Annotated in this window: 16 protein-coding genes; 10 read left to right on the top strand and 6 right to left on the bottom strand. The window is 36.8% G+C overall.

Annotated elements, in window-relative coordinates; all coding sequences use genetic code 11:
* Window positions 1-10: 10 nt before the first annotated feature.
* The 5 genes from pgmB to CKF58_RS03970 form a co-directional block, all read right to left on the bottom strand.
* Window positions 11-679: a beta-phosphoglucomutase gene (gene pgmB, locus CKF58_RS03990; protein WP_119531202.1), complete on the bottom strand. Its 669-nt coding sequence runs from the start codon at window positions 677-679 to the stop codon at window positions 11-13.
* Between the two features lie 2 nt (window positions 680-681).
* Complete coding sequence (locus CKF58_RS03985) at window positions 682-2,955, bottom strand: glycoside hydrolase family 65 protein (protein WP_119531200.1); 2,274 nt, start codon at window positions 2,953-2,955, stop codon at window positions 682-684.
* Window positions 2,956-2,975: 20 nt separating this feature from the next.
* A complete protein-coding gene (locus CKF58_RS03980) occupies window positions 2,976-3,968 on the bottom strand; it encodes an aldose epimerase family protein (RefSeq protein ID WP_119531198.1) in 993 nt (330 codons plus the stop codon).
* A 22-nt stretch (window positions 3,969-3,990) separates the two neighbouring features.
* The gene (locus CKF58_RS03975) at window positions 3,991-5,340 is read right to left on the bottom strand and encodes an SLC45 family MFS transporter (RefSeq protein WP_119531196.1); all 1,350 of its coding nucleotides are present in this window, start codon (window positions 5,338-5,340) and stop codon (window positions 3,991-3,993) included.
* 593 nt (window positions 5,341-5,933) lie between these two features.
* Window positions 5,934-7,256 (bottom strand): anaerobic C4-dicarboxylate transporter, encoded by a 1,323-nt coding sequence (locus tag CKF58_RS03970; protein ID WP_119531194.1) that lies wholly within the window; start codon window positions 7,254-7,256, stop codon window positions 5,934-5,936.
* A gap of 240 nt (window positions 7,257-7,496) precedes the next feature.
* Here CKF58_RS03970 and CKF58_RS03965 point away from each other — a divergent pair, with 240 nt between their 5' ends.
* The 7 genes from CKF58_RS03965 (at window position 7,497) to smpB (ending at window position 14,916) form a co-directional block, all read left to right on the top strand.
* Window positions 7,497-8,933 carry a YcjX family GTP-binding protein gene (locus CKF58_RS03965; protein WP_119531192.1) on the top strand — a complete coding sequence of 479 codons (1,437 nt, stop codon included), beginning with the start codon at window positions 7,497-7,499 and terminating at the stop codon, window positions 8,931-8,933.
* Window positions 8,934-8,935: 2 nt separating this feature from the next.
* The gene (locus CKF58_RS03960; protein ID WP_119531190.1) at window positions 8,936-10,183 is read left to right on the top strand and encodes a TIGR01620 family protein; all 1,248 of its coding nucleotides are present in this window, start codon (window positions 8,936-8,938) and stop codon (window positions 10,181-10,183) included.
* A gap of 375 nt (window positions 10,184-10,558) precedes the next feature.
* Window positions 10,559-11,872, top strand: a complete 1,314-nt coding sequence (locus tag CKF58_RS03955) for a M24 family metallopeptidase (protein ID WP_119531188.1) — start codon at window positions 10,559-10,561, stop codon at window positions 11,870-11,872.
* Between the two features lie 47 nt (window positions 11,873-11,919).
* A complete protein-coding gene (hemG, locus tag CKF58_RS03950) occupies window positions 11,920-12,474 on the top strand; it encodes a menaquinone-dependent protoporphyrinogen IX dehydrogenase (RefSeq protein WP_119531186.1) in 555 nt (184 codons plus the stop codon).
* Between the two features lie 24 nt (window positions 12,475-12,498).
* Window positions 12,499-13,746: a tyrosine--tRNA ligase gene (gene tyrS / locus CKF58_RS03945; protein WP_119531184.1), complete on the top strand. Its 1,248-nt coding sequence runs from the start codon at window positions 12,499-12,501 to the stop codon at window positions 13,744-13,746.
* Between the two features lie 47 nt (window positions 13,747-13,793).
* A complete protein-coding gene (gene nth, locus CKF58_RS03940) occupies window positions 13,794-14,438 on the top strand; it encodes an endonuclease III (protein WP_119531182.1) in 645 nt (214 codons plus the stop codon).
* Window positions 14,431-14,916: an SsrA-binding protein SmpB gene (gene smpB, locus CKF58_RS03935; RefSeq protein WP_119531180.1), complete on the top strand. Its 486-nt coding sequence runs from the start codon at window positions 14,431-14,433 to the stop codon at window positions 14,914-14,916. The genes nth and smpB overlap by 8 nt, the downstream gene beginning before the upstream one ends.
* A 106-nt stretch (window positions 14,917-15,022) precedes the next feature.
* Here the strand turns inward: smpB and rplY are convergent, their stop codons facing one another.
* Complete coding sequence (rplY, locus tag CKF58_RS03930; RefSeq protein WP_119531178.1) at window positions 15,023-15,310, bottom strand: 50S ribosomal protein L25; 288 nt, start codon at window positions 15,308-15,310, stop codon at window positions 15,023-15,025.
* A gap of 235 nt (window positions 15,311-15,545) precedes the next feature.
* Between rplY and miaA the strand changes: the two genes are divergently transcribed.
* The 3 genes from miaA (at window position 15,546) to CKF58_RS03915 (ending at window position 18,378) form a co-directional block, all read left to right on the top strand.
* On the top strand, window positions 15,546-16,691 hold the full coding sequence (miaA, locus tag CKF58_RS03925) for a tRNA (adenosine(37)-N6)-dimethylallyltransferase MiaA (protein WP_119531176.1): 1,146 nt from the start codon (window positions 15,546-15,548) through the stop codon (window positions 16,689-16,691).
* A gap of 107 nt (window positions 16,692-16,798) precedes the next feature.
* Window positions 16,799-17,449 (top strand): RdgB/HAM1 family non-canonical purine NTP pyrophosphatase, encoded by a 651-nt coding sequence (rdgB, locus tag CKF58_RS03920; protein ID WP_119531174.1) that lies wholly within the window; start codon window positions 16,799-16,801, stop codon window positions 17,447-17,449.
* Between the two features lie 290 nt (window positions 17,450-17,739).
* Window positions 17,740-18,378 (top strand): hypothetical protein, encoded by a 639-nt coding sequence (locus CKF58_RS03915; RefSeq protein ID WP_119531172.1) that lies wholly within the window; start codon window positions 17,740-17,742, stop codon window positions 18,376-18,378.
* Window positions 18,379-18,487: the final 109 nt, after the last annotated feature.

Raw genomic sequence — 18,487 nt, 5'->3', positions numbered from 1 at the left:
CTCGTTTTTTTTAACTGCGGGCTTTTTTCCACACTTGTTCTAAATAGGCTAAAGTAAGTTCGGAAGTTGAACTAACTAAGGCAATATCATCACCTAAGTCTTCAGCTCTACCTACGCCAATTGGCACAGCGCCAGCTGCTTTAATGGCTTCAATGCCTGCCGGAGCATCTTCAATACCGATGCATTCGCTTGGATCTAATCTCACCCCAGCAGCCGCTAATTTAAAAATGGCAGGATGTGGTTTAGAATTCGCTTCGCGTGCATTTGCTATGCAATCGAAATATTGCGCAATTTGCATTTTTTTCAGTAATAACGGAGCGTTAATACTTGCCGAAGCTAAAGCAATTTTCTTCCCTGCTGCACGTAAATCTTTTAGTAATTCAAGAATACCTGGATAAATATCTTCCGGTCCAATATTACTAATCATTTGTACATAGACATTATTCTTTTGGGTTGCAAGTTTTTCGATTTCGGCTTGGCTGTAAGCGTTTTCTTTACCGCCGTATGCAAGTATACGTTTGAGCGAAGAAATACGCGATACCCCTTTAAGTTGCTCATTAAATTGGCGATCGATTGTAATGCCGATCGATTCAGCTAACTCTTTCCAAGCTAAATAATGGTATTCAGCCGTATCGGTAATAACACCATCTAAATCGAATAATACCGCCTTAAAAGACATGCTTAACCTCCAAAAGGTACAGTTAATTGTTGTTCTAAGGTTAATTCTTGACCATAAACACTTAGAGTAAGCGCTTGACCTTCAAGTAAAGCTAAGCTTACTTGTTGTGCATTTACACTTACTTTGATTAGTCGACCACGGTAGTTAATGTGGAAAGCATAACCTCGCCAAATGTGTGGTAAACGAGGAGCAAAACTTAATTTATCATTCCAAGTTTTCATTTGCGCAAAGCCTTGCACGATCGCTAACCATGAACCTGACATTGAAGTAATGTGTAAACCGTCTTCCGTATCATTATTGTAGTTATCTAAATCTAGACGTGAAGTACGTAAGTACATTTCAACGGCTTTGTCTTCTTTATTTAATTCAGCAGCCAGAATACTGTGAATGCATGGTGATAAAGAAGATTCATGCACCGTCATTGGTTCGTAGAAGTCAAAGTTACGTAATTTCGTAGCCTGATCAAAACGATCACCAAAGAAATATAAACCTTGTAAAACGTCTGCTTGTTTAATAAATGGCGAACGTAAGATTTTATCCCATGACCATTTTTGGTTTAAAGGTAAATCATCTTTAGAGAGAGCTCTTACTGGACGTAAATCTTTATCCATAAAGCCATCATGTTGTACAAATACTTGTAACTCTGGCTCGTACGGATAATACATTTTGTTCACAATATCGTGCCATTTAGCTAATTCTTGTTCTGAAACATTTAAATCCGGACGTGGGAATTGTGCTAAACTTTGAGCTGTATATTCAAGTACCCAAGCGGCAATGGTATTAGTGTACCAGTTATTGTTAATGTTGTTTTCGTATTCGTTTGGACCTGTAACCCCGTGGATCATATATTTATCAACACGTGGATTATAGTGTACACGACTTGCCCAGAAGCGTGCAATTTCTACTAATACTTCTAAACCTTTAGTTGCTAAATAGCTGGTATCGCCAGTGTAGTTCGTATAGTTATAAATTGCATAAGCAATAGCACCATTACGGTGAATTTCTTCGAATGTAATTTCCCATTCGTTGTGACATTCAATACCATTGAACGTAACCATTGGATAAAGAGCACCATCTAAGCCCTGTTGACGAGCATTATGCTGTGCTTGAGCTAATTGTTGACGGCGATATACTAGCAGATTACGAGTTACTTCTGGTTTAGCTAGAGCTAGGTATAAAGGTACTGCATAAGCTTCAGTATCCCAATAAGTAGCACCGCCGTATTTTTCACCAGTAAAGCCTTTAGGACCAATATTCAGACGCGCGTCTTCACCATAGTAGGTTGAGAACAGATGGAATAAGTTAAAACGAATACCTTGTTGTGATTCGATAGCTGTATCATTATCACCGGTAATTTGTACATCAGCTAAGTGCCAACGTTGCTCCCATTTAGCAGCATGAGCGGCATATAAATCACTAAAGCTTTGTCCGGCTAGAGTTTGCGCAATTTTAGTTGCTCCTTGTTGTACCGCTGCTAGATCAGCATAATCACGCGAAGTAGTTAAAACCACAAATTTTTCAAAGTAAGCAGGTTTATTAGCCTCTACTGTTGCTACAAAGGTATTAGAAACCTCTAGATCACTAGCTGCGCTCGCTTGAGCACTAAAATTACCAGCAAAAGTTTGTTGCGCATGCACAATAAACTGTTCAATACCAAACGGATTAGGTACGGTTTGCATGCTTAGACTTGAACTTTGTTCGCTTACTTGTGTATCTAATACTTGCCAGAATTTCTCTTCGTAGTTAGCATCTTCATTCTTAACATTAGCGTCTAAGTATGAAGTAATTTGTACTTGGTGTTCTTTACCATCAACTGATACCACTTCCCAAGCAAAAGCTGCTAATTCAGATACAGCAAGCGAAATAAAACGTTTAACCGTAAATTTAACGCCAAAAACAGTAAAAGTACGAGTTAAAATACCGTGCTGCATATCTAAGCTTAAGTGAAAATCACTTACTTGATTAGTATATAAATCAACACGTTGTCCATCGACATAAATATCCACTTTAGCAAAGTTTAAGTTATTGATTGCTTTCCCAAAGTATTTTGGATAACCGTTTTTCCACCAACCTACACGTGTTTTATCTGGAAACCAAACTCCAGCTACATAAGTACCTAAATGCGAATCTCCAGAGTAATACTCTTCGAAATTACCACGCATCCCCATGTAGCCATTACCTAGACTGGTTAAACTTTCTACTAAACGTTTATGTTGTGGATTTAATTCAGAGCTACGCACTTCCCAAGGCGCTACTTCCATTGTTCTTAGTGTCATCTTTTCTATCCTGTGTGTTTTTATTTTAGTGCACTTACGGCAAAGACAATCTGACTTTTATGTGTTTGCCCAGGCATTAATCTGATTTGACCAAATTCAGGTCGATTTAAACTATTAGGTAGAGTTTGAGGCTCAAGTGCAATACTGTCAAACAGTCCCTCATCATGAGCTGCTACATCTAACGGGTTAGCCGTAAACATTACTAACGCATTACGATCACTGTACACTTTTAAATCATACATATGCGGCACGTGTAATTCAGCTATCGGACTAGCTAAATTCGGCTCAGCATTTACTTGGTAAACTTCGTCATACCCAGCATTGCTTTGCTCTAAAGTTTGACGTAATGCTTGTAAGGCTGTTTGTAAGTTTTTCCCGTTTTGGAAATTGTAAATTTCTCGTTCATCAGGAGCTACTGGTAACTGATTTTCGTCGAGTCGCCAATGCTGTCCATTAATACGTAAATTAGCAGTTAGCGGATTAATCTGCCAATAAGTATGTATAGTCGGATCAAACACGGTTGCCTGTTGAGTAGCTGTAGCGGTATAACTTATTTTTAATTGGTTGTCATCGGTTAATAAGTAATCAATAACCAGCTCTAAAGTACCAGGAAAGCCATCCATTTGTGGCGTTAAAGTTAAGTTTAAGCGTACTTTATTTGGTGCTAGTTTACATCCGGTAAACCATTGGTTACCCATGCCTCGACTACCACCATGTAAACAGTTGCTACCGTTGTTTTGTTCTACTTGATAGGTTTTACCCTCAAGCTCAAAGCGACCTTGAGCAATGCGCCCAGCCACTCTACCTATTTGTTTATTGATATTGAACGGATTAACCAGATAGTCTGATACTGGATTACAACAAACGAGCAAATTTTCCGGACGAGTTGAAGCATTTAGAACAAATTCATGAACTATGCCACCTAAATTTAGAACCGTTACTTGGGTATCGCGTTTATTTTTTAAAACAAAAGCTTCTACTGATCTTACTTGTTGTCTAATATGATCAGACATATCTGGTCTCCTGTGAAAATGATTATTTATTCGTTGGTTTAATGGTAAATACGGCAAGTGCACCTAAGAGTAAAGCAATACCTGCTGCATAGAACATATTTACTTGACTAAAACCTAATAATGGGAAAAGAGCAAAACTTGCTACTGAAGCTACAATTTGCGGTAAGCAAATTGAACCATTAAATAAACCTAAGTATGTACCCATGTGTTTAGTACCAACTAAGGCATTAGTTACATAAGTTAGAGGATAAGTTAAGATACCTGCCCAACTAAAACCGATTAAAGTAAATGAAAGAATTAAAGCGTATTGATTTGTAAATACCGCAACACTTAATAAACCTAATGCCCCAAAGAATAAACTTACAAAGTAAGATACACGATTGTATTGGCTAGGGATTTTAGCTAGAACATAACTATAAACAACCGCAGCTACAGATTGTACAGCTGCTAATACCCCATACCAGTTACCAGCTGCTTGGTAAGCTTCAGTATTAGCGTCTGTTGTTTGCCATACATTAAGTGCGATTGCTCCAGCTGAATAAGTCCACATATATTGGAAAGCAAACCAACTAAAGAATTGCACTAAAGTTACAGTCCAGAAAGAAGCCGGAGCTGCTTTAAGAAGTTTAATCCAGTTGCTTGACTCGTTAGTTTGGTGTTGTAAATCGATACCGTGGTACATTGCATAAGTTGCTGGATCATATTCTTTAACTTTCCATACAGAAAGAATAGTGGTAACAATTAATAAAGCCCCACCAATATAGAAAGCTAATTTAACTGTTGGTGGAATATGTCCGGCTTCGACAAAGTTAGCAATCCCTAAACCAGCAAAGATAAATGGGAGAGCTGCCGCAATTACCGAACCTGTATTACATAAGAAACTTTGAATACCATAGGCATAGCTTTTTTGTTTCTCATTAACCATGTCACCTACAAGCATTTTAAATGGTTGCATTGCCATGTTTGAAGAAACGTCTAACAGAGCAATCATAATCGCTCCGAATAATAAAGCTGCTAGAGAAGCATAACCAAAACCAAAACTACCAGCGTTTGGCAGCATAAACATTACAAGAGCAGCAATAATCGTACCATAAATTAAGAATGGTAAACGACGACCACCTAGTCGCGGAGACCAAGTGCGATCTGAAAAGTGTCCGACAAAAGGTTGTACTAATAAACCTGCTAATGGAGGGAGAATAAAGAACCAACCTAAACTATGTGGATCAGCTCCAAGAGTTTGGAAAATACGGCTCATTTGAGAACTTTGAAGCGTGAAAGCAATTTGCACTCCTAAGAAACCAAAACTAAGCATCCAGATAGTATTTTTAGGGAGGTCCGGTAAACCCCGAGTTTGAGTTGCATTCGTGGTCATATGTTTTTTCCTTTAGTAAAGTTTTAACATGGGGAGCTTTCGGAAAACTCTACCCTAATAAATATTTTAGATAAAACTTCCTTTAAGACAAGAGGCACAAGTATAACCACGACAAAAAGCTCATATTTCGGTTGTAACTAAATATCATTAATCTAAAGTTAGTGCGTTTTTAGTAGTTACTTTTCGTAAAGTACAAACTCAGCACGAAACACAACTCTAATTTCTTGAAAAACGCTACAAATCTTCGCTGCCTCACTTTATTATAAATTAAAATTAATTTTTGCGATTTTTCTCAAAAAAGTGTGAAGTAGATCACATTAATCTTTATTAATTTAGTCAACTATTTACGTATTTTTGCCAATTTTTAATTTTGAACCGTTGTTTTTAATCTTTAAAAATTATTAAAATCGACATTAGATTATTTATAAATTTACTTTTTAAGACTATTATCTTTCTTATTGAAAAATATGGATAATGAAAAATATAACTCCACTTAATAGATACACAAACTTATAGATACGCAAAAAGCCCTAACCATGAGGTTAGAGCTCGATATTTATAAATAGTTTGGAAATATTATGTATATTTTACTACTAAAAGTATAAATATACAAATAGTAAGCTAAATACTAGAGAAAAGCCCATAGATAATAAGCCTGGAAGCATAAAACTATGGTTAAAAATAAACTTACCAATACGGGTTGTACCTGTACTATCAAAGTCACAAGCTGCAATAATTGGTCCGTAGTTTGGCACAAAGAAATAACCGTTTACCGCTACCATTGTTCCCACTAAAATTGCAGGTGATAAGCCTAAAGCTAAACCTAGAGGGAATAAAGTAACAACGGTTGCAGCTTGGCTATTTACTAAAACCGAAAGAATAAAGAGCGCAAAAGCAAAAGTCCATGGTGCAGTGTGCACTAAAGATTTTACTACTTCTTTTACTTCATCAATATGAGCCGCAATTAAAGTATCACCTAACCAAGCAATACCGAAAATCGCAATAACTGCACGCATCCCAGCATGGAATACCGAACCTTTAGTAATTAAGTTACCATCTGGTTTACAGCAAAGAATAATTAATGCTGCAGCACTTAACATAATAATTTCAATCGTAACCGGCATACTTAATGGTGTACCATTAAACTCTGGACGTAAATGCGGCACTCCGCCTAAAAGCACAACTGAAATTGAAGCTAATAAGAAAATTAATACCGACCATTTAGCTGTAGCAGGAGTTTTCTCTACTTCTACTTGCGCAAATTCAGTATCTGCAAGGTCATCTTTATATTCTGGATCTTGTAAACGTCTTTGATATTCTTGGTCATCTTTTAATTCTTTGCCCATGCGGTTAACAAAGAAACAAGCTACAAAAATCCCTAAAATCGTACCAGGAACAGTAATTTTGAGAATATCTAAGTAGTCGATGTGGAAAGGTTCAAAAATCTTCACTGCCGTAACTACTGCTGCGGCTATCGGACTAGCAACAATGGCAAATTGCGAAGCAATTACTGCCATTGATAAAGGACGTTCTGGACGAATACCTTGTTTACGACTTACTTCAGCAATTACTGGTAGCACAGAATAAGCTACGTGACCTGTACCAGCAAAAACCGTAAAAATAAAGGTTACTGCTGGAGCAATAAAAGTAATATATTTAGGATTACGGTGAATAATGCGACTTGCAATCTTGATCATATAATCAAGACCACCAGCTGCTTGCATAGCTGCAGCTGCCGATACTACAGCCATAATCATTAACATTACGTCAATTGGAATATTACCAGGTTGAATATGGAATAGAGTAGTTAAAATTAACAGCCCAATTCCCCCCATAACCCCTAGACCAATACCGCCAATACGTGCTCCGACAAGAATACAAAGCAGAACTATGGCAAATTGGAGGAAAAACAACATATAAAACCTCGTTAAAACACCGATAAAACTTGGAAAAATTTTAAACGCTTGTTAATTATATGCTACTTTTGCCGAACCTGCAGCACTAACCCAAAGAAAAAATTAGATTTATGCGCCTTCCTTTACTCCTAAAGCAAACAAAATCACGAAAAAAGCGCAAATTATGCTTATTTTACGGGGCTAGCTTTTGTATACTATAGATAGCCCTGAGTTAATGTCTCATGGGCTTAAGGATTTTTTATGTGGGATCTTTTGCAACAAACCAAAAATACCCTAGAACAAAAATACTACCAAGTATTCGACCATAACCTACGCTTAGCCGTTACCGGACTAAGTCGTAGTGGGAAAACCGCATTTATTACTAGTCTAATTAATCATTTACTCAATGCCGATGATGATCGTGGGCATTTAGCACTTTTTACTCCTGTACAGCAACAACAAATTTTAAGTTGTAAAATTGTACCCCAACCCAACTTTAATGTACCAAGTTTTACTTATAGTAAAAACTTAAGTGTACTCTCGACCAATCCACCTACTTGGCCACAAGCTACGACTGATATTTCAGAAATTCGCTTAGCCATTCGCTATCAAAACAACAAGTCGTTTTTTGATAAGCTAACTTCGATTAACTTTCGTGAACACAATACTCTGTATTTAGATTTAATCGATTATCCTGGAGAATGGCTCTTAGACTTACCGTTGTTGCATTTATCTTACGCTCAATGGAGTCAAAGCGGTAATTTCCTTGATACAGCATTACGTCAAAAGTTAGCTCAACCTTGGTTACAAACTTTAGAACAACTTGATTTATATGCTCCGGTTGATCTTGAGCAATTAGCACAAATTAGTCAACTGTACACCGAGTTTTTACATCAGTGTAAAGCTCAAGGTTTAGAATTTATTCAACCTGGACGTTTTGTGTTACCAGGAAGTTATAAAAACTCACCGCTTTTAACTTTCTTCCCTCTAGTGCATATAGAATCTACCGAATGGAGCAAGTTATTAAAGCATGCTAGTAAAGAACCGAACTCAACTATAGCCATTTTAAAAGAACGCTATGAACAATACGTTGAGCAATTAGTTAAAGGTTTTTACGAGCAGCATTTTAAGCGTTTTGATCGGCAAATTATCTTAGTTGACTGCTTAACTCCGCTTAATCATTCTGATTTAGCCTTCTTTGAGACTAAAAAAGCTCTAGAACAAATTTTTGCACACTTTACGTACGGACAACGCAGTTTATGGCATCGTCTGTTTATGCCACAGATTGATAAATTAGCTTTTGCCGCTACTAAAGCCGATCATATAACTTCGGATCAATGGAGTAATCTTGTTTCTTTACTTAAAAACTTAACACGTGAAAATCTGCGTGAAGTTAATTTTAAAAATATTGAAACCGCTTATTTTGCTTTAGCTGCTATTCGTGCTACTGAACAACTAGAATTTACGCAAGATGGCAAAACCCAATTTGCCCTTGCAGGTAAGCGTTTAGGTGAAAGTGAAACTTCATATCAATATCCAGGACAAGTACCAAGTAGCGTTCCGCAAGCTGATTTCTGGCAAAATAATAAATTTGCTTTCGATCAATACCACCCTTTACCCCTCAATAGTGAACAACGTATTAATGCCATTGGCATGGATAAAGTGTTGGACTTTTTACTGGCTGATAAATTTGCATAATTATGGTACAAGGCAAGAAAACATTTACCCCCGAAGAAATAGCCCAAGCACAAAATGCGGCTAATACCTCTTCTCCTTTGCATACACAAAGTAATCCGCAAACTCCTTTTACTCCTAAACAAGTGTTTAGTGCGCAGCAAATGGAGCAAATGCAAGCTAAAACTTCAGACTTACCCTCGGGTCATGAAGAAGAGGCTAGAAGCACAACCTTGCTTAAAAGCGAAAAAGCTCTAGATCTAGCCAGTGAGTTAACTCCAAGTAAACTTCTTACGTGGATGATCCGCTTATTAAGTTTATTTGTTGGTAGTATAGGTTTAATAATTCTGTATCAAGTTGTAGCCATTGGGCAGCAAGTGTTTAACTTGTTTACTGGAGCGGGGATTTCCGGTACTTTGCTCTTATTAATTGCTAAGCTTTTAGCTTACGGTGGTTTATTAGGTATTACACTCTGGTTAGTTTACTTTCTCTATCATGAATTAAATACGCTTAATAAGCTGCGTCGCCACGAAGAGCAACAACGCGCTGCTGGAGTGGTTATGCATGCTTATGCTACAGTGAATACGGCAGCTAATATTACCAGTATTACCCATCATCAAGGTTCACAGATTTTCACCCAACCGCAGCAAGCGATTCTTTGGTGTGAGCAGCAGTTAAAAACTCTCGATCTCAATCAAAATCACCCTGCGATTGTTAAATGGCGACAATCAGTAAGTAACTATCAAAACAGCGAAGAAGTTTTAATGCTTTTTTCGCGCTTAGTACTTGAACCATTAGATAAAGAAGTTTTACAAATCGTACATCAACGTGCAGCAACCGATGCCATTATTATTGCTTTATCTCCTTATCCAAGTTTAGATATGGCATTTTTAGCATGGCGTAATGCGACTATGATTAAAAAAGTAGCTAAAATCTACGGTGTAGAACTTGGTTATTTTGCGCGTTTAAGTTTATACAAACATATTCTTGTGAATATTGCCGTAGTTGGGGTTAGTGAATCTTTAGAACAGATGACAGATCTAAGTGGTTACTTATCAACCTCGATAGTCGGTAAGATTTCGAGTAAAGCTGCTCAAGGTATAGGTATAGGTTTACTTTCTGCGCGCCTTGGTATTAAAGCTATGGAGTTTAGTCGTCCTTTACCGTTTAATAGTAAGAATTGCCCTCAACTATTAACCCTAGGCAAAGAAATCGGCAAAAAAGTAATCCAAGTAACCTTAAAAGGTAAAAGCCAAACTTCACAAGATGATTAAGTTTACTTAAGGATAGCCTCTAGGAAGCGTCAACAATAACTGATCCATTTGGTTAATCTATTTGGTTAATCTATTTGGCTAATCAATTTGGCTAATCTTATGATTAATCTAATGCCTAATCTTATATGTAACCGACCTCATTGTGAAGGGTTGTTAAAGCCTTAATTTTAAAGCTTTAACAAAGAGATAACTAGGCACAAAATAACAACTTAAGCTATAATATAAAGTGTTTTAGTCTAACTGAATTTAAGCTCGGTTAAAGCTAAAACACTTTATACACAAATAAATTTTGTCCGCTTTCTTGCTTAACAAGAAAAGTAAAAATAAATTTCTTTGTGTATAAATCACACAATCAGCAATATCTAAGGAAACTCTATGTCTTTAGTCGCTCTTTATACTAGTCACGTTAAACGTCTAGTAAATTACTATACGCAATATTTAAAACAAAATAATAAAAGTGCCGTTTGGTTACACTATGGAGATCATGAACTTTATTTTGATGATGACCAAGAAAAACCATTCCGCGCGAACCCTTATGCAGTACACTTAATTAACGAACCTAAAGCTGTAGGTTCTTATATTCGTGTGGCTCAAGACGGTGAAATTACTCTTTATAACTTTGTTGATAATGGTTATTGGGTAGTACCTACGGTTTTAGATTTTAGTTTCTATGCTTCATCAGGGCTAGTTAAAGTTGTGGATTTTACTGATTTTAAAGTGTTACAACCTACGTTAGAAGCCGAAGCGAAAACAGCGATGATTATTGGTCCAAATCCTGCAAAATATGCAGAATTAGGCTTTAGTCAAGCACAAATTAACGAACAAGAGTTATTACTAGACTTACAAGACTTACGTTTAGTAAAAACTGATTACGAATACGAAATGCTATGCCAAGCACAATACTTAGCAATTAAAGCACATCGTACAGTTAAAGCAGCCGTAACTACCACTAACTTTAGTGAAAACCAACTTTTAGGTTTATATTTACAAAACGCTGAACTACCTTACGATGCCCAAGGTTATAGCAGTATTCTGGCGTTCAATAAAAATGGTGCGATTTTACACTACAATAAATTAGATTTTGAAGCTCCTAGCGAAAAACTTTCGTTTTTAATTGATGCTGGTGCGACTTATAAAGGCTACCAAGCTGATATTACTCGTACTTATTGCCTAGATAGTAATCAATTATTTGCCGATCTAATTTTAGGTGTAGGTAACATTAAAGACGAAATTATTGTAAATATGCGTCCAGGAGTATCAACCGCTTCATTACAAGAATTAATGTTACGTAAAACCGCTGAATTATTAATTGACGCAGAAATTTTACAAAACATGGATATCGATCAAGCTTATGAATTAAAAGTGCCACATAAATTTGTGCCACATGGCTTTGGTCACTCTTTAGGTATTGGTACGCACGATGTGCGTGGTCGTATTAAAACTCCACAAGTACCTGGCTTAAGAGCAACGCATATCCTCGACGTAGGTAATGTATGGACAGTTGAACCTGGTCTGTACTTTATCGATCAACTATTAGAACAAATGTTTGATGATCCACAAGTAGCACCGCACTTAAATCAAGAACTTCTTGAAGAATTAAATCCGTACGGTGGTATTCGTGTTGAAGACAACATTATGTTACAAGATACCCAACTCGTAAACTTTACTGGGGATCTAGATAATATGTAATTCTTAACCTCAGTTCTTATCCAAGGGTAATAACTGAGGGTTTTCTTATGCTACAAGTATTAATTATTACCGGCTCAAGAGAAGGTCATACTTCTAAGTTAGGACAATATATCGGACAAAGGCTTAGTGAGCAAAGCGAGGTAAGTGTAACTTATTTACCCTTAAAGCAAGCTAATAGCTTAAGCCATGCCGAATTACAGCTTGAAAAATACGCGAGTGTAGTTATTGGTGCTTCGATTCACTACGGACACTTTCCACGTGAATTATTAGCTTTTGTTGCTAAACACCTAGCTTATTTAAGTAGCCATCCTTGTCATTTTTTTGGCGTAAACTTAACGGCACGTAAACCAGAAAAAAGTAGCCCTGAAACTAACGCTTACGTACGTAAATTCTTAGCGCAAAGCCCATGGCAACCAACTAGTGTTGGCGTTTTTGCTGGTGCTTTAAATTATAGTCAGCTAGGCTTTTTTGATCGTACGATGATCCGCTTTATTATGATGCTAACTAAAGGTGATACTGATCCAGCAACTAATAAAGTGTATACGGATTATCAAGACGTAGATAAATTTACGCTAAGCATTGCCCAAAGTTTAAACAAATAAATATCTTTGATTGAGAATAACACCATGACGACTGAAGTTAAAGACGAAAAAACTCTAACCTTACCTTTAGACTTACAAGAACAATTTGAAGAAATTCGTCGCGGTACAGAAGCTATCTATTCTGAACAAGACTTAATTAAAAAATTATTAGAGCGCCGTCCGTTAATAGTAAAATTAGGTGCAGACCCTACAGCTCCAGATATTCACTTAGGGCACACTGTTGTTATTAACAAATTACGTACTTTACAAAAATTCGGACACCATATTCATTTCTTAATTGGTGACTTTACAGCTTTAGTTGGTGACCCATCAGGTCGTTCAGCTACGCGTCCACCATTATCAAAAGAGCAAATCTTAGCTAATGCTAAAACCTATCAAGAACAATTATTTAAAATTCTTGATCCAGAGAAAACAACTATTCGTTTTAACTCTGAATGGTTAGGAGCATTAGGTACTGAAGGTGTATTACGCCTAGCTTCACAATCTACGGTTGCGCGTATGCTCGAGCGTGATGACTTCCACAAACGTTATCACAACAACCAATCGATCGCAATTCACGAGTTCTTATATCCATTATTCCAAGGTTACGACTCAGTAGCAATGCAAGCTGATATTGAGTTCGGTGGTACAGACCAAACTTTCAACCTTTTAATGGGTCGTGAATTACAAAAAACTTACGGTCAAGCGCAACAAGTATGTATTACTATGCCTTTACTTGTAGGTTTAGATGGTGAGAAGAAAATGTCTAAATCATTAGGTAACTACATCGGAGTTACTGATGAACCTAACGAAATGTACGGTAAAGTAATGGCAATCTCTGATGATTTAATGTGGGACTGGTATACACTTCTATCATTTAAATCATTAGCGCAAATCCAAGAGTTAAAAGACAAAGTAGCAAACGGTATGAATCCACGTGACGCTAAAGTAGAACTAGCTTTAGAAATTACTGCGCGTTTCCACTCTGAACAAGCAGCTTTAGCCGCTAAAGAAGAGTTTACTAATCGTTTTGCTAAAGGCCAATTACCAACCGATTTAGAAGAATTAACTGTAACTATTCCAGATGGTCAAGATGACTACCCATTAGCTAACCTGTTAAAAGATGCACAAATGGTAAGTTCAACTTCTGAAGCTTACCGTAACATCGAAGGTAATGGTGTATCTATCGACAGCGAAAAAGTTACAGATCGTAAACATCGCGTAGCTGCTGGTACTACAGCAGTGTACCAAGTAGGTAAACGTAAATTTAAACGTATTACGCTCGTAAAATAATCTGCTATAGCTCATAAGAGTTAACTCCTCTTATGAGCTCTTTGATCATGAACAAAGAAAAACGCATTGCAATCTTACAGCGCTTACAAGCCGAAAATCCACATCCGCAAACTGAACTCGTATGGAATTCACCCTTTGAATTACTAATCGCGGTAATGCTTTCAGCTCAGGCTACAGATGTGTCTGTAAATAAAGCTACAGCTAAATTATTTCCGGTAGCTAACACACCAGAAAGCATTTATGCTCTTGGGGTTGATAAACTCAAAGAGTACATCAAAACCATTGGTTTATTTAATACTAAAGCTCAAAACGTTATTGTCACTTGTAAAATCTTAATTGATAAACATCAGAGTCAAGTGCCTGAAAACCGTACTGATTTACAAGCTTTACCAGGTGTAGGACGTAAAACTGCTAATGTAGTATTAAATACAGCCTTTGGGCATCCAACTGTGGCAGTGGATACGCATATTTTTCGCGTTTGTAATCGCATGAATTTTGCACCTGGAAAAAATGTAGAGCAAGTAGAACAAAAACTCCTAGCAGTTGTCCCTAAAGAATTTATTTATGATGTTCATCATTGGTTAATTCTACACGGACGTTATACTTGCACGGCACGCAAACCTAAATGTGGTCAATGTCTACTAGCAGATCTTTGTGAATATAAAGACAAAGGATTAGATACTCATGGCTAGTAAAAAACCTCATAAACCAGGTTCGGCATCTATTGCGCAAAATCGTCGTGCTCGCTTTGATTATTTTATTGAAGAAACATTCGAAGCAGGGCTTTCTTTACTTGGCTGGGAAGTTAAATCTTTACGTCAAGGTAAAGCGAATATTGCTGATTCATACATTACATTTAAAGAAAACGAAGCTTTTCTGTTTGGGGCAACAATCCAGCCTTTAAATCAAGCTTCAAGCCACGTAATTAATGATCCTACACGTACGCGTAAACTTTTACTACATCGTAAACAAATTGATACGTTATATGGTAAAGTTGGTCGTGAAGGTTATACAGTTCTGTGTTTAGAGCTTTATTGGCATAAATCTTACGTCAAAGCTAAAATTGGTTTAGCACGCGGTAAGAAAATGCACGATAAACGTGAAACCGTAAAAGATCGTGAATGGCAAATTCAAAAAGCGCGCATTATGAAAAATTCGAATCTGCGCTAAACGCAAAAAAGCACTAAAAGTAAGAATCAACATTCTTGCTTTTAGTGCTTTTTGCATATGTAAAAGGAGGGCTTACGCCCTCCTTTAAGAGTAAAATCAAAGCAAATTAAACGCGTTTGAAGTCAACGTGTAATAATTTTGGTTTGAAAGCGTGACGTTGTAAAGCTTGAACTTTTACTTTTTCTTCTTTACCGTCAACAACTACTGATAACACTTCAGAATAGAATTCTGGGTTGTTTGACCAGTTGTTTACTTTTTCGTGATCTAATACGATCGCAACTGGTTCAGCGTTACCACCATAGATAATACCAGGAATTTTACCCTCGCGACGAAGGCGGCGGCTCACACCTTTACCTTTCGCATCTTTTAATGTAGCTTCTAATGTAATAGCCATTTTCTTTTCCTTAAAAAAGAGAGATTAAAAAGTATATGTGTTAAAAGGTGACCCATTTAATTAACACAGCTACGTATTATAGCAAAGTTTTAAAAAATTTGTAATATTTTTACACATTTATTTTTGCTGACAACTCATATTTCTCCTCGATACAAGCCTAGAAATCCTTAGCTTAGACCATGGAGTAAGTTATAATATAGAAGCAAAAATTAACCTTAACCTTTAACACTATTCTATGAGTAAACCCGTTATTACCCTAATGGGAGCTACAGCTTCAGGCAAGACGCGTTTAGCTATGGCATTATATGCCAAACATCCTGATAAATTCATGCTAATTAATGTTGATTCAGCCTTAATTTACCGTGATATGAATGTTGGAACTGCTAAACCTACTGCACAAGAGCTAGAAAAATACCCCCATGCCCTAGTAGATATCTTAGATCCTGCCGAATCGTACAATGTTGGACAATTTGCTCAAGATGTTGCTAAGCTCATCGCTCAAGCGCATCAAACAAATAAAGTTCCAGTACTTGTAGGTGGTACTATGATGTACTATCGCTCTTTATTAGGGCAACTAGATAATTTACCCTCTTCGACTGCAGAAAGTCGCGCTTGGGTAAATGAATTACAGCAAACTAAAGGTAATGAATATTGCCATCAAATGCTTGAGAAAATCGACCCAGCCGCATTTAAGCGTTTACATCCTAACGATGCCCAACGCGTAGGTCGAGTTCTTGAACTATGGTATTTAACCGGCAAAGGGATGAGTGAAATTTCGCAGAATAATTCAAGCGAAAACAAACACCTTTCACCTTTAGAAAAAGAATTACGCATGCGCCGTATTAATAAAAAATTATTTAATACTCCGCATTACGAACTAGCAGATTACTATACGGACTTTGCGCAATTAACTCCAGATCTATGCTTAGCCAAACAAAATACTCAAGGTCTATATGAATTTCATGATGTAAAAGGTAATACCTTAACCAGTGAATATAACCTTTTACAATTTGCGATGTATAACCAAGATCGCGCAGCTCTCCATGCAGATATTAATAACCGCTTAAAAGATATGGTGGAGCAAGGGATTGTGGAAGAAGTGCACAAATTGTATCTACGCGGTGATTTAAACCGTGACATGCCAAGTGTACGTTGTGTAGGTTATCGTCAACTCTGGGATTACTTTGATGGTGAAGTTGATCTAGAAACCGCTCTAGAAAACGTTGCCGCTGCAACGCGTCAATTAGCTAAGCGTCAAATTACATGGTTACGTTCTTGGCCTTTACCTTTTACGCAAATCCCTACTAATATCCCTGTTGACAAGCAAATTGAAATTATTGAGAAAGTACTAGAGTTTGCAGAAAATACTCAGACAGAGTAATAACTAAAAATAGTTTTTTTAGAAATTCGTTTTTTCTGTTACTTATATATTTCTGTACATATCTTTCTTCTGCTACTTATGTTCATCTCCTCTAACCGGTTACTAATATGGTAAAACAAATCCTCCTTGCTACAAGTAATCAAGGTAAACTAAAAGAATTTCAAGACTTATTTAATCATGCTGATCTTGGCACAGCGGTGCAAATTCGTAGTCTAGCTGAATTTCCACAAGTTGATTCTCCAGAAGAGAACGCTCCTTCTTTTATTGGCAATGCTTTAATTAAAGCTTACCATGGTGCAGCTCTTACAGGTTTACCAACCTTAGCCGATGATTCGGGCATTTGTGTAGATGCTTTACAGTCAGCTCCAGGTATTTACTCGGCTCGTTTTGCGCAAATGCAAAACTTCACTCCTGAAGATCCAAGCATTAATAAAGAGCAACTAAATTTCTTAAGCTTACTAGAAACTTTAGCTAAAGTACCTGAAGGACAACGTCAAGCTCACTTTTACTGTTGTTTAGTTCTGGTGCGCTTTCCTAATGATCCTGAACCTTTAGTTGCAGTTGGCACATGTGAGGGTTATATTCTCTTTAATGCTGTTGGCACTAACGGACATGGCTATGATCCAATTTTCTTTAGCCCTGAATTAAATCTTTCTTTTGCTCAAGCAACTATGGCACAAAAGAATAGCGTTTCACACCGTCACCGTGCCTTTGCTGATTTAATTCAACGTGGTCTAAAAGAATTCTTAGCTAAATAAGCACTTAGCTAAATTAGTTCTTAGATAAATAATTTCTTAGCTAAATTAGTATCTTCGGGCACGTACGGTCAAGATAGTAGTAAATACTATACGATCCCTAAGATAGTATTACATACTGTAAGAATCCTAATATCGCTCTAATATTCTAAAGTAGGACAAATACTAGTCTATTTAATTGTACAGTGTAAAACCTACGTATTATTTATTTTCAGACAACCATATTATGGGTAATTCTTATACTTACCTAGTATGATCTAAAGTCAAATAAACTTTGTTTACCCTATTTCATCATGACGCAAAAAAAGCATAAAAAGAAAGTCGCTTGTATTTTGCTCGTACTCGTAGCCCTTTTAGCTTTAGTAGCTTATATGTTTCGCGGTAAGTACTATGAGTATCGACAAGAGTTAGCGCAAAGGCAAGCTACTTTAGCTTTTCAAAAAGACTTAACTTATCGCTTAATTGATAAAGTGGATAAGTATATTTTTATTGCCTCTGGCACTAAAAATAATAGTATCTGTTTTATCGTTTCCCCTTACGATGGTTCGGTATTTTTAGGTAATGTTCTTGGAGCTGCACAACAAACTGACAAAAATGGTTGTGGTAGCGTATTTTATATCCCTTATATTTCATACAACTTAGCTCCACGTTACTTAACCATGTTTAATCACGTTAAATATTTACTCGAAGCAGGACAAGATCGCCGCTTTGATTATTTAGACGAAGATTTTAAAAATGGTCCACGTGCTTATAGTTTCCGTACGCAAGAGCACTCACCAACCTTCGATTTTCTTAAAGAAGTTTTTGCTCCAGCTAAACTCGAAAGCAACTATCAGTTCCCGATTTATATTAAATACCAACCTAATAATGAAGCTGTAGTATGGCATTGGGGACAAAGAGCACTACTCGAACTTCAAGTGCAACAGCCATAAAAATATAAGTACCAATATAAGTACAAACAAAATCCAGTTATTTTTTATATACTCCCTTTCAATACCCATTAAAAAAGACTAGAAGTAAATACTTCTAGTCTTTTTTAAT

Origin of the sequence: Psittacicella hinzii, assembly GCF_003585935.1 — a bacterium.
GTDB lineage: Bacteria > Pseudomonadota > Gammaproteobacteria > Enterobacterales > Psittacicellaceae > Psittacicella > Psittacicella hinzii.
Note: the sequence above shows the minus strand (reverse complement) of the source record. Positions and strands in the feature narration are given on the sequence as shown.